This is a genomic window from Bradyrhizobium sp. USDA 4451 (assembly GCF_054822585.1).
Map to the genome: position 1 here is coordinate 5,286,079 of NZ_JBTRCH010000001.1, position 12,623 is coordinate 5,298,701.

General features: G+C 65.6%; 14 protein-coding genes and 1 pseudogene. 11 read left to right on the forward strand and 4 right to left on the reverse strand.

Going from position 1 to position 12,623, the window contains the following annotated elements:
- The first annotated feature begins 57 nt into the window (after positions 1-57).
- Together ACVMB0_RS24240 and ACVMB0_RS24245 are read left to right on the forward strand one after the other, a co-directional pair.
- Positions 58-663 (forward strand): TetR/AcrR family transcriptional regulator, encoded by a 606-nt coding sequence (locus ACVMB0_RS24240; RefSeq protein WP_461347925.1) that lies wholly within the window; start codon positions 58-60, stop codon positions 661-663.
- Positions 660-1,120 (forward strand): annotated as a pseudogene (locus ACVMB0_RS24245) (PaaI family thioesterase). Before ACVMB0_RS24240 ends, ACVMB0_RS24245 begins: the two are co-directional and overlap by 4 nt.
- 40 nt (positions 1,121-1,160) lie before the next feature.
- Here ACVMB0_RS24245 and rplI read toward each other — a convergent pair.
- From rplI to rpsF, 4 genes are all read right to left on the reverse strand, one after another.
- Positions 1,161-1,763: a 50S ribosomal protein L9 gene (gene rplI / locus ACVMB0_RS24250; protein ID WP_456755196.1), complete on the reverse strand. Its 603-nt coding sequence runs from the start codon at positions 1,761-1,763 to the stop codon at positions 1,161-1,163.
- Between the two features lie 52 nt (positions 1,764-1,815).
- Positions 1,816-2,790, reverse strand: coding sequence for a DUF2232 domain-containing protein (locus ACVMB0_RS24255; RefSeq protein WP_461347926.1), 975 nt, complete (start codon positions 2,788-2,790; stop codon positions 1,816-1,818).
- A gap of 126 nt (positions 2,791-2,916) precedes the next feature.
- Positions 2,917-3,156: a 30S ribosomal protein S18 gene (gene rpsR, locus ACVMB0_RS24260; protein ID WP_016844287.1), complete on the reverse strand. Its 240-nt coding sequence runs from the start codon at positions 3,154-3,156 to the stop codon at positions 2,917-2,919.
- Between the two features lie 6 nt (positions 3,157-3,162).
- Complete coding sequence (gene rpsF, locus ACVMB0_RS24265; protein ID WP_461349704.1) at positions 3,163-3,630, reverse strand: 30S ribosomal protein S6; 468 nt, start codon at positions 3,628-3,630, stop codon at positions 3,163-3,165.
- Positions 3,631-3,993: 363 nt separating this feature from the next.
- On the opposite strand from rpsF, the gene ACVMB0_RS24270 reads away from it, so the two are divergent.
- The 9 genes from ACVMB0_RS24270 (at position 3,994) to gmk (ending at position 12,603) form a co-directional block, all read left to right on the forward strand.
- Complete coding sequence (locus ACVMB0_RS24270; protein WP_456755194.1) at positions 3,994-4,698, forward strand: TetR/AcrR family transcriptional regulator C-terminal domain-containing protein; 705 nt, start codon at positions 3,994-3,996, stop codon at positions 4,696-4,698.
- Complete coding sequence (locus ACVMB0_RS24275) at positions 4,695-5,720, forward strand: fatty acid desaturase family protein (protein ID WP_456755193.1); 1,026 nt, start codon at positions 4,695-4,697, stop codon at positions 5,718-5,720. Before ACVMB0_RS24270 ends, ACVMB0_RS24275 begins: the two co-directional genes overlap by 4 nt.
- A gap of 221 nt (positions 5,721-5,941) precedes the next feature.
- Positions 5,942-6,895 (forward strand): ACP S-malonyltransferase, encoded by a 954-nt coding sequence (fabD, locus tag ACVMB0_RS24280; protein ID WP_456755192.1) that lies wholly within the window; start codon positions 5,942-5,944, stop codon positions 6,893-6,895.
- A 20-nt stretch (positions 6,896-6,915) separates the two neighbouring features.
- Positions 6,916-7,653 (forward strand): 3-oxoacyl-[acyl-carrier-protein] reductase, encoded by a 738-nt coding sequence (gene fabG, locus ACVMB0_RS24285; protein ID WP_018271293.1) that lies wholly within the window; start codon positions 6,916-6,918, stop codon positions 7,651-7,653.
- Between the two features lie 289 nt (positions 7,654-7,942).
- Positions 7,943-8,182, forward strand: coding sequence for an acyl carrier protein (locus ACVMB0_RS24290; protein WP_002716125.1), 240 nt, complete (start codon positions 7,943-7,945; stop codon positions 8,180-8,182).
- A gap of 96 nt (positions 8,183-8,278) precedes the next feature.
- Positions 8,279-9,544 (forward strand): beta-ketoacyl-ACP synthase II, encoded by a 1,266-nt coding sequence (fabF, locus tag ACVMB0_RS24295; RefSeq protein WP_456755191.1) that lies wholly within the window; start codon positions 8,279-8,281, stop codon positions 9,542-9,544.
- A gap of 127 nt (positions 9,545-9,671) precedes the next feature.
- Positions 9,672-10,931 (forward strand): endolytic transglycosylase MltG, encoded by a 1,260-nt coding sequence (gene mltG, locus ACVMB0_RS24300; protein WP_456755190.1) that lies wholly within the window; start codon positions 9,672-9,674, stop codon positions 10,929-10,931.
- Between the two features lie 127 nt (positions 10,932-11,058).
- On the forward strand, positions 11,059-11,946 hold the full coding sequence (locus ACVMB0_RS24305) for a YicC/YloC family endoribonuclease (RefSeq protein ID WP_456755189.1): 888 nt from the start codon (positions 11,059-11,061) through the stop codon (positions 11,944-11,946).
- Between the two features lie 3 nt (positions 11,947-11,949).
- Positions 11,950-12,603: a guanylate kinase gene (gene gmk, locus ACVMB0_RS24310; protein WP_456755188.1), complete on the forward strand. Its 654-nt coding sequence runs from the start codon at positions 11,950-11,952 to the stop codon at positions 12,601-12,603.
- Positions 12,604-12,623 lie beyond the last annotated feature (20 nt).

The window sequence follows — 12,623 nt, forward strand, 5'->3', positions numbered from 1 at the left end:
TCCTTTGACCGCCGCTAGAGCAAAGCTCTAGAGTATTGATCTAGGTGGAGAGGCGAAGTGAGCACGGCACGCGAGGATCTGCTGGCGGCGGGATTGGCGGTGTTCGATCGCGATGGCTTCGAGGGCGCCACGGTCGCCGAGATCCGTTCCCGCGCCCGTGCCTCCAACGGCAGCTTCTTCCACTTCTTCACCTCGAAGAAGCAGCTCGCCGGAACCCTGTTCCTGGAAATCCTGCAGGCCTATCACGCCGCGATCATCACCTCCCTCAACGATACGCACGGCGCCAGCGAAGGCGTCGCGCGGCTGATCCACGCCCATCTCGACTGGGTCGTGACGTCCAGGCGCGAGGCGCGCTTCCTGTTCGAGATTTCGCGCAGCGAGTGGGGCGAGGAAGTGCGCGGCGCGCAGCGCAGCGAGAATTCGCGGCTCGCCGAGGCCATCGAGCGCTGGCGCGCGCCGCTGCTGGCGCGCGGCGAATTGCTGCCGATGACACCAATGCTGTTCTTCAGTCAGATCATCGGGCCGGCGCAGATCTTCTGCCGCGCCTATCTGTCGGGCCGCCACACCAGCGATCCGCGCGAGCAGGTCGAGACGCTGATCGCGTGTTCGATCCGCGCGGTGGTGGCGCCGGGTGCGCCGGGGCGAGCAGGAGGGACATCATGAGCGGGATCGATCCGGACTTCGCGCCGATCGCGACGCGGATTCGCGACAATGTCGGCCGTCAGGGTTTCATGGGTCTGGTCGGTGCTGAAGTGGCCGAACTGTCGCGCGGGTCATGCACGCTCGCGGTCGACCGCCGGCCGGAGCTGTTGCAGCAGCACGGCCTGTTCCACGGCGGCGTGACGGCGTTCCTGGTCGACAACGCACCACGATCGCGGCGGCGACGTCGCGCGGCCAGCCGGCGCTGACGGCGGAGTACAAATTGAACCTGCTGTCGCCGGCGTCGGGCGATCGGCTGATCTGCCGGGCGCGCGTGATCAAGCCGGGACGCCAGGTCGCGGTCGTCGCGGCCGACGTGTTCTGCATCATCGACGGCAAGGAGAAGCACACCGCGACCGCCCTGGCCTCGATCGCAATGCTCGACGATCAGGCGGCGGCACGAATCCAAAGCCCGGCCTGATGAGGGCCGGGCTTCAGTCTGTTGAGCGATGGAGAGAAGCTTACTTCTCTTCGGCAGCCGGAGCCGGTGCGGCTTCGTCGTCGTGCTGGGCTTCCGGATCGAAGAACTCGCCGGCGGCGGCAAGCGCCTCGGCGGCGGCGTCCTGGTCTTCCTGGCGGGTCGAGATATCCTCGCCGCGCTTGATGCGCTCGGCCTCGTCGGCGGAGCGGGCGACCGTCACGGTGACGCTGGCCTCGACCTCGGGGTGAACTGCGATCGTCACCTTCTGCTGGCCGATCACCTTGATCGGCGAGTCGAGCCAGACCTGCGGCCGGGACACCGTCACGCCATCGGTCGCCAGCGCGGCGACGATGTCGCGCACGGTGACCGAGCCGAACAGCTGGCCGGATTCGGACGCCTGGCGGATGATGACGATGTCGCGGCCGTCGATCTTCTCGGCGACCTTGGCGGCTTCGCCCTTGGCCTTGATGTTGTTGGCCTCGAGCTCGGCCTTCATGCCGTCATACTTGGCGCGGTTCGCCTCGGTGGCGCGCAGCGCCTTGCCGCGCTTCAGCAGGAAATTGCGGGCGAACCCGTCCTTGACGCGCACGACTTCGCCCATCTGGCCAAGCTTGGCCACGCGTTCGAGCAGAATGACTTCCATTTTCGTTCTCCTTTGAGATGCTAAGTATCGGTTTAAGTGGTTGGATCGAATCTCACTCCGCCGGCAAAGGCGGCGGTCTGGTTTGCAGATAGCGCTGGCGCAATCCGAGCACAGCGTCGGCGATGCCAACGGCGGCCATTACGAGGACCGGTATGCCTGACAGGACTGCACTGAGCGCGACCGTGACGACGTAGGCGCAGGTCAGCCTGAACGTGCGATTGCTGGCCGACAAGGTCAGAACGTGCAGGACGGCAAAGCCGACGACGGCGTAGGCGAATAGCAACGCACCTACGACGGTGCCTGCGAGCATCGCGAACCAGCCGCCGAAAAAGCAGAAAGCGATGGCGACCGCCAGGATTGCAAGCGTCACCGGCGGCAGCATGATGCTTCGCACATCGGGCCATGGGCGATGCAGACGCCCGGATGTCAGCGCGACTTTGGCGGCAAGCCAGAGGTTGAGTACCCACATCAACGCTGCGTTCGCCGAGAATACCAGCGGGCTGAGATAGCCAAACAACCTGGCGCGCGATGCGATTTGCTCCGGCGTCCAATCGACTTCAGCCTGCCGCGCGATCTCGCTGAGCAACTGCCGCATCGGCTCGGCAATCGTTTCGACGTCGACGCTGTAGATCCACAGGATGGCCACCGCCGTGAGAGTAGCTATGATCGCGATCCAAAGCAGGATACGGCCAACCGGATACCATTCCAGGTCAGCAGCGTTACCCGGCGTCGCCGCAGCGACTGGCCGTCCGAGCAGGGCAAGATAGCCGAGCCACCACGCCGGCAACGCGTCCGTGAGCGCGAAGCGGAAGCCGTGGAACATACCGGGAAGCGCGGTCAATGCGATGGTTGCGACGATGCCGCTCACGGCACCGGCCAGTGGCCCCCAGCCAAGCGCCGCCACGATCAGCGGCAACGGCGCAAAATAAGCCAGCAACAGCGAGACCAGCACGCCCGAACTGGTCGAGGCGAACATCAGCGCCGACGCAGCGCCGGCTGCAAGTGCAACGGTGAATATCCCGATCATCAGCTGTCCCGCCCCCTTTGAGCGGTTAGGGGTCCTCTCTCGAGAACCCCAACCATCGGCGACCGGACGACCCGGACGCCTTATGAGAATAAGCGGCCAGCGGCGCGTGCCGCCGGCCGGAAACGATTAGCGGATCACGTAAGGCAGCAGGCCGAGGAAGCGCGCGCGCTTGATGGCGCGGGCGAGCTCACGCTGCTTCTTGGCGGACACGGCCGTGATGCGGCTCGGCACGATCTTGCCGCGCTCGGAGACGTAACGCATCAGCAGCTTGGAATCCTTGTAGTCGATCTTCGGCGCATTCGCGCCCGTGAACGGGCAAGACTTGCGACGACGGAAAAACGGACGGCGGGCACCAGCATCAGCCATGATTCATTACTCCTCGGTCGCAGCTTCTTCGTCGCGCGGACGGCGCGGACCACGGTCGCCACGGAAGCCGCCACCCTCGCGGTCACCACGGAAACCGCCTTCGCGGTCGCCACGGAAGCCGCCGCCACGGTCGTCGCGCTCGCGATCACGGTCGGCCTTGCGCATCATCGCGGACGGGCCTTCCTCGTGCTCTTCGACGCGCACGGTGAGGTAACGGATGACGTCTTCGTTGATCCGCTCCTGGCGCTCGATCTCGGTGACGACAGCCGACGGAGCGTCGATGTTCAACAGCACGAAATGCGCCTTGCGGTTCTTGTTCATGCGGTAGGTGAGGGAGCGCACGCCCCAGCTCTCGGTCTTGGTGACCTTGCCGCCGCCCTGTTCGACAATGCCCGTCATCTGGGCCGTCAGTTCATCCACCTGCTGGGTGCTCGCATCCTGACGCGCGAGAAAAACATGCTCGTAAAGAGGCATGGTTGTCCTTTCCTGTGTTGGCGCGGTTTCCGGCGACAAGCCCTTCGAGACCTTCGGAAAGGACTCGAGCTGCTCAGAAGGCGGGAGCACGGGACGACGGGCCGACTGGCCCTGCCACATCAAAATCAGCGGGTGAGGAAATCATCGCGCGAGTTTGCTGAGACCGTCCGTTCAGCTCCCGGCCGGAGCCCACGAATGGCGCGCTTATACGGATTTTGGCCGCGAAAGCAAGCATGCGCAGCCGGTCTCGGCCGCTGGATTTGCAGGAGGGCGTAGCCCTCCGGGCAGGCTGACGCAACTTTCGGCCATTTCCCGTTGATTTCTTTGTTTGTATATCATACAAATATCTCGGGAGGACGATCAATGGGTTCGGAGACCGCCAGCGGCATGCCTGCGCCCGATCCGAAACACGCGGTGCGCGCGACACGGTCGGCGGGGCGCAAGATGCGCTCGCTGCTGCTCGATGCGGCCAGCCGCCTGTTCAAGGAGCGCGGGCTGTCGGGCACCTCGATCTCCGATATCGCCGCGGCCGCGGACGCCTTCCCGAGCCAGATTACCTATTACTTCCGCACCAAGGAGGCGCTGTTCGTCGAAGCCGCCAGCCGCGACATGCTCTATCTCGCGCGCGCGACCGAGCAGGCGGCCCTGAAGGCCCACACGCCGCGGGAGTACACGCACGCTTTGGCGGAAACCGTGACCGCGACCGACACGGTCGCCTTCTTCGCCGAGGCCCTGACGTTGACGCGGCGCCGACAGGATCTCGCGCCGCTGGTCGAGCGCACCATCGAGCGTCTGCACAGCGAAGGCGCGCGCGCCTATGCGGGCCAGGTCGAGCGTCACGGCTGGCGCTCGCTGCGCGCGCCCGAGGAGAGCTCGCGGCGCTTCTGGGCGATTGCGATCGGCGTGATCGTCGAGGGTTTTGCGATGGGGCGCGGCGCCGAGGAAATGTGTCGCGAATTGCTGCGCGCGCTCGGCGAGCAGGCAACATCGACACCGGCTGCTGACACGACGCGCCTGCGCCTGGTCGGCGATCCCAGCACTTCAACGGACGGGGAGACCAGTTCATGACCGCGCTGCGCATGCGTGCCCGCGATTTCCTGACCGAAGACGAGCTTGTGTCCGTGCGCGAGCGCACGACGTGGAAGGGCGTGGCCCTGATCGCGCATGCCTGGGTGCTGATCATCGGCGCAATCGCGATGGTCGCATGGTGGCCCAATCCGCTGACCTATCTGCTGGCGGTTGCGATCATCGGCTCGCGCCAGCTCGGCCTTGCCATCCTGATGCATGACGGCGCGCATGGCTGTCTCTCGGCCGACGAGAAGACCAATCTCACGCTGAGCCAGTGGTTCTGTGCGTATCCGATCTTCGCGGAAACCCGCGGCTATCGCCGCTATCATCTGCAGCATCACGCGCGGACGCAGCAGGAGGATGATCCGGATCTCGTGCTGTCGGCGCCGTTTCCGATCACGAAGATGAGCTACCGCCGGAAGTTCTTCCGCGACATCACCGGACAGACCGGCTACCAGCAGCGCAAGGCGCAATTGCTCAATGCGATCGGGCCGAAGGAGTGGCCGCTGTCGCGGCGCGCCGCCAACTTCTGGCAGAAGCTCGGGCCGCAATGCGTCACCAACGCGCTGCTGTTCGCGGGCCTTGCCGCCGCGGGCGTGTGGTGGGCTTACCCGCTGCTATGGCTGGTGCCGCTCTTGACCTGGATGATGGTGATCACGCGGATCCGCAACATCGCCGAACATGCCGTCGTGCCTGACAGCTCCGATCCCCTGCGCAACACCCGCACCACGCGGGCCAATATCCTCGAGCGGCTGTTCATCGCGCCGTATTACGTGAACTATCACCTCGAGCATCATCTGCTGTTCTACGTGCCTTGCTATAACCTGCCGCGCGTCCACCGCATCCTGAGCGGAAGCCGCTATGCCGGGCGGATGGAGGTGCAGCCGGGCTACGCGGCCGTGCTGCGGCTGGCGACCGCCAGGCCCGCCCATGAGGATCGTCCGGGCCAGCTGGTCAACAGCGCCCGCCGGGCGCGGGCCGGCGGCAAGGTTAATGCCGACCAGAATGCCGGCGGATTTTAGCGCCGAACCCGTCCGGCATCCCCAGGGTTCCTGCCGCGCGGCTTGACAGCGCGCCCCCCATCAGTGTCTTACGGCCCGGTCCGGAGCCGGTTGCAAGGATTGGTTGCAAGGGATCGGCTTGGACCCGCTGTGGCGCGCATCGCGCGAGGCGGATACCGTTTTCCCCTGCGGCAGGCGAGGCGCTTGCGCGGGGATCACGCTCAACAAGGTAGGGATCGCCGATGACGGCAGCATTTACGTTTCCCGGGCAGGGCTCGCAGGCGGTTGGCATGGGCAAGGCCCTGGCCGACGCCTTTCCGGTCGCCAAGGCGGTGTTCGACGAGGTCGATGCCGCGCTGGGCGAGAAGCTGACCGCGATCATCTGGGATGGTCCGGGCGACACGCTGCAACTCACCGAAAATGCCCAGCCGGCGCTGATGGCGGTCTCGATCGCCACCTTGCGGGTGCTGGAGAGCGAGGCCGGCTTCTCGGTCGGCCGTGACGCGGCCTTCGTCGCCGGACACTCGCTCGGCGAGTATTCGGCGCTGGCCGCCGCCGGCAGCCTGACCGTCAGCGATACCGCGCGGCTGCTGCGCACCCGCGGGCTTGCGATGCAGAAGGCGGTGCCGGTCGGCGCCGGTGCGATGGCCGCGCTGCTTGGCCTCGACTACGAGGCGGCGGTTGCGGTCGCCAATGAAGCGGCGCAGGGCCAGGTCTGCCAGGCCGCCAACGACAATGGCGGTGGCCAGGTGGTGGTCTCCGGCGACAAGGCGGCGGTCGATCGCGCGGTCGAGATCGCCAAGACCAAAGGGGCAAAACGCGCGATGCTGCTGCCAGTGTCGGCCCCGTTCCACTGCAAGCTGATGCAGCCGGCGGCCGATGCGATGGCGCAGGCGCTGTCCGCCGTCACCATCAAGGCGCCCGCGGCGCCGCTGGTCTGCAACGTGCTGGCCTCCGCGATCACCGACCCCGACGAGATCCGCCGCCGCCTGATCGAGCAGGTCACGGGCACGGTTCGCTGGCGCGAGTCGGTCGCCTATATGGCCGGGCAGGGCGTGACGCGGTTCTTCGAGATCGGCGCCGGCAAGGTGCTGAGCGGCCTCGTCAAGCGCATCGCCGACGGCGCGGTCGGCGTGTCCGTCGGCGGTCCGAACGATATTGCTGCGGCCAGGGATGCGCTGGCAGCGTCGGCGTAAAGAGCCGGAAGGAGAATTCGATGTTTGATCTGACTGGCAAGACCGCGCTCGTCACGGGCGCAACCGGCGGTATCGGCGGCGCGATCGCGCAGGCGCTGCATGCGCAGGGCGCGACGGTGGCGATTTCGGGGACGCGGCGCGAGGTGCTGGACGGCTTCGCGGCCAAGCTCGGCGAGCGCGTGCACGTGCTGCCGTGCAATCTCTCCAGCAAGGACGATGTCGAGGCGCTGGTGCCGGCGGCGGAAGCCGCGATGGGCCAGGTCGACATCCTGATCGCGAATGCCGGCATCACCCGCGACAATCTGTTCGTGCAGCTGCGCGACGAAGATTGGGACGACGTCATCGCGGTCAACCTGACCGCGACCTTCCGCCTCGCGCGCGCCGCGACCAAACTGATGATGCGCAAGCGCTTCGGCCGCATCATCGCGATCACCTCGATCGTCGGCGTCACCGGCAATCCGGGGCAGGGCAATTACACCGCGTCGAAGGCCGGCATCATCGGCCTGATCAAGACGCTGGGGGCCGAATACGCCAAGCGCGGCGTGACCGCGAACTGCATCGCGCCGGGTTTCATCAAGACGCCGATGACCGATGCGCTGAACGACAAGCAGCGCGAAGCCATCCTGGCCAAGGTTCCTGCGGCGCGGCTTGGAACGCCCGAGGATATCGCCGCAGCGGCGGTCTATCTGGCCTCCAACGAGGCCGCCTACGTCACCGGGCAGACGATTCACGTCAACGGTGGGATGGCCATGATTTGAGCTACTTACCGGTTCTCGCAATGCGGCGAAAAGCCGGTTTCGGGAGCCGGTTCAGGCGTGTAGTCAAGGCTTTGGAAGTATGGTAGCTGAACCCCCCGTGGATGGGCGAAGAACGCCATTGCAGGATTTTGAAACCCTGTATATTGGCGTGGCGACGCCTGCCGTTCGCCGGGGCTTTAGTCGGCTACGACCGGGCCGAATCAAGACTATGCGCGACTGAGTAATCGAGACGACCACGATGGCTCGTATCGTCTTGGGGTCGGGTCCAATGGAACAACGAGGTTGAACGATGAGTGAGATTGGCGAGCGGGTTAAGAAGATTGTGGTCGAGCACCTTGGTGTCGAGCCCGAGAAGGTGGTCGATAGCGCGAGCTTCATCGATGACCTCGGCGCCGACAGCCTCGACACGGTCGAGCTCGTGATGGCTTTCGAAGAAGAATTCGGTTGCGAGATTCCGGACGATGCGGCGGAGACGATCCTGACCGTCGGCGACGCGACCAAGTTTCTTGAGAAGAACGCGAAGAGCTGACGCCGATCGCGAAGTTGACGGGGCCGGACGGACCGCGGTCGAGCGGTCCCCCGGCTTCTTACTATTAGCCGCGCATTGCTGGCCGGAGACGTGGAAATGAGACGAGTTGTCGTCACGGGGCTGGGCATGCTTACACCGCTCGGCTGCGGCGTTGACGCAACTTGGGCGCGTATCCTCGCCGGAGACAGCGGCGGCAAGAAGATCGACACCTTCGAGGTGTCGGACCTGCCGAGCCAGATCGCCTGCTACATTCCGCGCGGCGACGGCTCCAATGGCACCTTCAATCCCGATCAGTGGATGGAGCCGAAGGACCAGCGCAAGGTCGACGATTTCATCCTCTATGCGATGTGCGCGGCCAAGCAGGCGCTTGATGATGCCAACTGGCATCCGACCTCCGACGAGGACCAGTTCGCCACCGGCACGATGATCGGCTCCGGCATCGGCGGCCTCACCGGCATCGCCGAGACCGCGGTGCTGCTGAAGGAGCGCGGGCCGCGCCGGGTCTCGCCGTTCTTCATTCCGGGCCGCCTGATCAATCTGGCGTCCGGTTATGTCTCGATCGAGCACGGCCTGAAGGGTCCCAATCACGCCGTCGTCACGGCGTGCTCGACCGGCGCGCATGCGGTCGGCGACGCGGCGCGGCTGATCGCGCTCGGCGACGCCGAGGTGATGGTTGCGGGCGGCGCCGAATCGCCGATCTCGCGCATCGGCATTGCCGGCTTCTGCGCGGCGCGGGCGCTGTCCACCGGCTTCAACGACAACCCGACCAAGGCATCGCGGCCCTACGACAAGGATCGCGACGGCTTCGTGATGGGCGAGGGCGCCGGCATCCTGGTGCTCGAGGAGTACGAGCACGCCAAGCGGCGCGGCGCCAAGATCTATGCCGAGGTCACCGGCTACGGCCTGTCGGGCGATGCCTTCCACATCACGTCGCCGCCGCCGGACGGCAATGGCGGCTTCCGCAGCATGAGCATGGCGCTGAAGCGCGCCGGCCTTGCCGCATCCGATCTCGACTACATCAATGCGCACGGCACCTCGACGCAGGTCGGCGACGAGATCGAGCTCGGCGCGGTCGAGCGTCTGCTCGGCAATGCGGCTTCCAAGGTTTCGATGTCGTCGACCAAGTCCGCGACCGGGCATCTGCTCGGTGCGGCCGGCGCGATCGAGGCGATCTTCGCGATCCTGGCGATTCGCGATAATGTGGTGCCGCCGACCATCAATCTCGACAATCCGTCGGTGCAAACCGCGATCGATCTCGTGCCACACACGTCGCGCAAGCGTGACGTCAATGTGGCGCTGTCCAATTCCTTCGGTTTCGGCGGCACCAACGCCTCCGTGATCGTGCAGCGCGTGACCAATTAGTAGGTCTTTACAACTAGTCCACCGTTTTGCCGTATTCCGCGGTGACTCCTAATAGCGGGCGTATGCTATTGGCGGGACAGGGGTTTGTCCGGCCACGATTCAACCGGCAGGATATTGGTTTGCATCGATGAGTGAGAGGCCGCCCATTTCACCGAGGAGTCCCCGCGCGGCGCTGGAGCCCGAACAGGTTCCGCCGCCGCCCAAGCGTTCGGATCGCGCCCGCAATCCCTTCGTGATCGTCGGCAATGCCATCTTCACGATCCTGATCATCCTGATGCTCGGCGCCGGCGCGACGTACTACTACGGCAAGCAGGCGTTGGAATCGCCGGGACCGCTGCAGGAAGACAAGATCGTCAACATCCCCGCGCGCGCCGGCAAGCGCGACATCGCCGACGTGCTGTCGCGCGAGGGCGTGATCAACGTCAATCCGTGGGTCTTCATCGGCGGCGTGTTTGCGCTGAAGGCGAGCTCCGATCTCAAGCCTGGCGAATATTCGTTCCAGAAGAACGCCAGCCTGCGCGACGTCATCGCCACCATCGTCGACGGCAAGGTGGTGCAGCACGCCATCACGATTCCCGAGGGCCTGACCTCCGAGCAGATCGTGTCGCGGCTCTCCGACAACGACATCTTCACCGGCTCGGTGCGCGAGATCCCGCGTGAGGGGACGCTCTTGCCGGAGACCTACAAATTCCCGCGCGGCACCACGCGCGATCAGGTGATCCAGCGCTTGCAGCAGGCGCAGAAGCGCGTGCTCGCGGAGATCTGGGAACGCCGCAATACCGATACCCCGCTGAAGTCGCCGGACCAGCTGGTGACGCTGGCCTCGATCGTCGAGAAGGAAACCGGCCGTGCCGACGAGCGCAGCCGCGTCGCCGCCGTGTTCGTCAATCGCCTGCGCCAGCGCATGAAGCTGCAATCCGACCCGACCATCATCTACGGGCTGGTCGGCGGCAAGGGCACGCTGGGACGGCCGATCAAGCGCAGCGAGATCACGCAGCCGTCGCCCTACAACACCTATGTGATCGACGGCCTGCCGCCCGGACCGATCGCCAATCCCGGCCGCGCCTCGCTGGAGGCGACCGCCAATCCGGCGCGCACCCGCGACCTGTTCTTCGTTGCCGACGGAACCGGCGGCCACGCCTTCACCGAGACCTACGACCAGCACGCCAAGAACGTTGCCAAGCTGCGCGCCTCGGAAAAGCAGATCCAGAACGACACCGTCGAGCCTGCGGATGATCCGGCGCCTGCCGCCGCGGCGCCGGGCGCAGCGGACACCAATCCCACGGCGACCACGCCGCCGAAGCCCACCAATCAGAAGAAGCCGCCGCGCAGCGGTCGCCAGGGCGCAGCCCAGCAGACCACCTCGCCGCCCGTCGTGCAGCGCTAACTTCTCGTTTCCCGGAAGTGGACGTAATTCCACTTTCACGGAATCCGTCTTAAGATCGCACCGGCCGCTCACGAGTCCCGCAGGCTCGGGGTGAGTCTCAAATCATTCTGTTGGAGAGTTTCACGCGATGGCGCTGTCGAGCATGACTGGCTTTGCCCGAAGCCATGGCGCGAGCGGTCCCTATACGTTCGAGTGGGAGCTGAAATCGGTCAACGCCAAGGGCTTTGACCTGCGGCTGCGGCTGCCGCCCGGCTGGGACGAGCTGGAGGCGCTGGCCAAGAAACGCGCCGGCGAGGTGCTGTCGCGCGGCACGGTCTACGCCAATCTGAGCGTCAAGCGCACCGACGCGGCGCAGACCATCCGCATCAACGAGGACGTGCTGGCCGCCGTAGTGAAGGTCGCGGGTGAGCTCGCGCAACGCATCGACGCGGTGGCGCCGAGCATCGACGGATTGCTCGGCATCAAGGGCGTCATCGAGGTGGTCGAGCCCGAGAGCAACGAGGACGAGGACAAGGCGGCGCGCGAGGCGGCTGCGATGGCCTTCGAGCAGGCGCTCGCGAGCCTCGTCGAAATGCGCCGCCGCGAGGGCGATGCGCTGGGCCAGATCCTGATGCAGCGGATGGACGAGATCGAGCGGCTCGCCAGGCGCGCAGAGGCTGCGCCCGGCCGCAAGCCCGACGCGATCAAGGCGCGGCTCGCCGAGCAGATCGCGGCCCTGCTCGAGACCTCCGATCGCTTCGACGCCGACCGGCTCAGCCAGGAGGCGATCTTGATCGCGACCAAGGCCGATATCCGCGAGGAGCTCGACCGCATCGCCTCGCACATCACCCAGGCGCGCGAGATGATCGGCAAGGGCGGCCCGGTCGGGCGGCGGCTCGACTTCCTCGCCCAGGAATTCAACCGCGAGGTCAACACCTGCTGCTCGAAGTCGAACGACGTCGAGCTGACCAATACCGGGCTTGAGATGAAGAACGTGGTCGAGCAGTTCCGCGAACAGGTCCAGAATCTGGAGTGAACGATGACGGCGCAGGGTTTTGACGGCGTAGAGCGGCGCGGACTGATGTTCGTCCTGTCGTCGCCTTCTGGCGCCGGCAAGACGACGCTGTCGCGCATGCTGCTCGAACGCGAGCCGGGCCTGAAAATGTCGGTGTCGGCGACGACGCGGGCGCGGCGTCCGGGGGAGGTCGACGGTCGCGACTATTTCTTCGTCGACCGGCAGACGTTCGAAGCGATGGTCAAGCAGGATGAATTGCTCGAATGGGCGACGGTATTCGACAATCTGTACGGCACGCCGCGCGCGCCGGTCGAGGCGGCACTGTCGGTAGGACAGGACGTTCTGTTCGACATCGACTGGCAGGGTACGCAACAGCTGCACCAGAAATCGGAGACCGACGTCGTGAGGGTCTTCATCCTCCCGCCGTCGGCGGCCGACCTTGAGAAGCGCTTGCATACGCGGGCACAGGACTCGGAGGAGGTCATCCGTGGGCGGATGAGCCGGGCTTCCGACGAACTGAGCCATTGGGCCGAATACGACTACATCGTGGTCAATCAGAACGTCGACGACGCCTTTGCTGAAGTGCAGTCGATTCTGAAGGCCGAACGGCTCAAGCGCCAGCGGAGAACGGGCTTGACCGAATTCGTACGCGACCTGCGACGCCAGCTCGAGAAGTAACGCTGCGGGATGGTGATGCG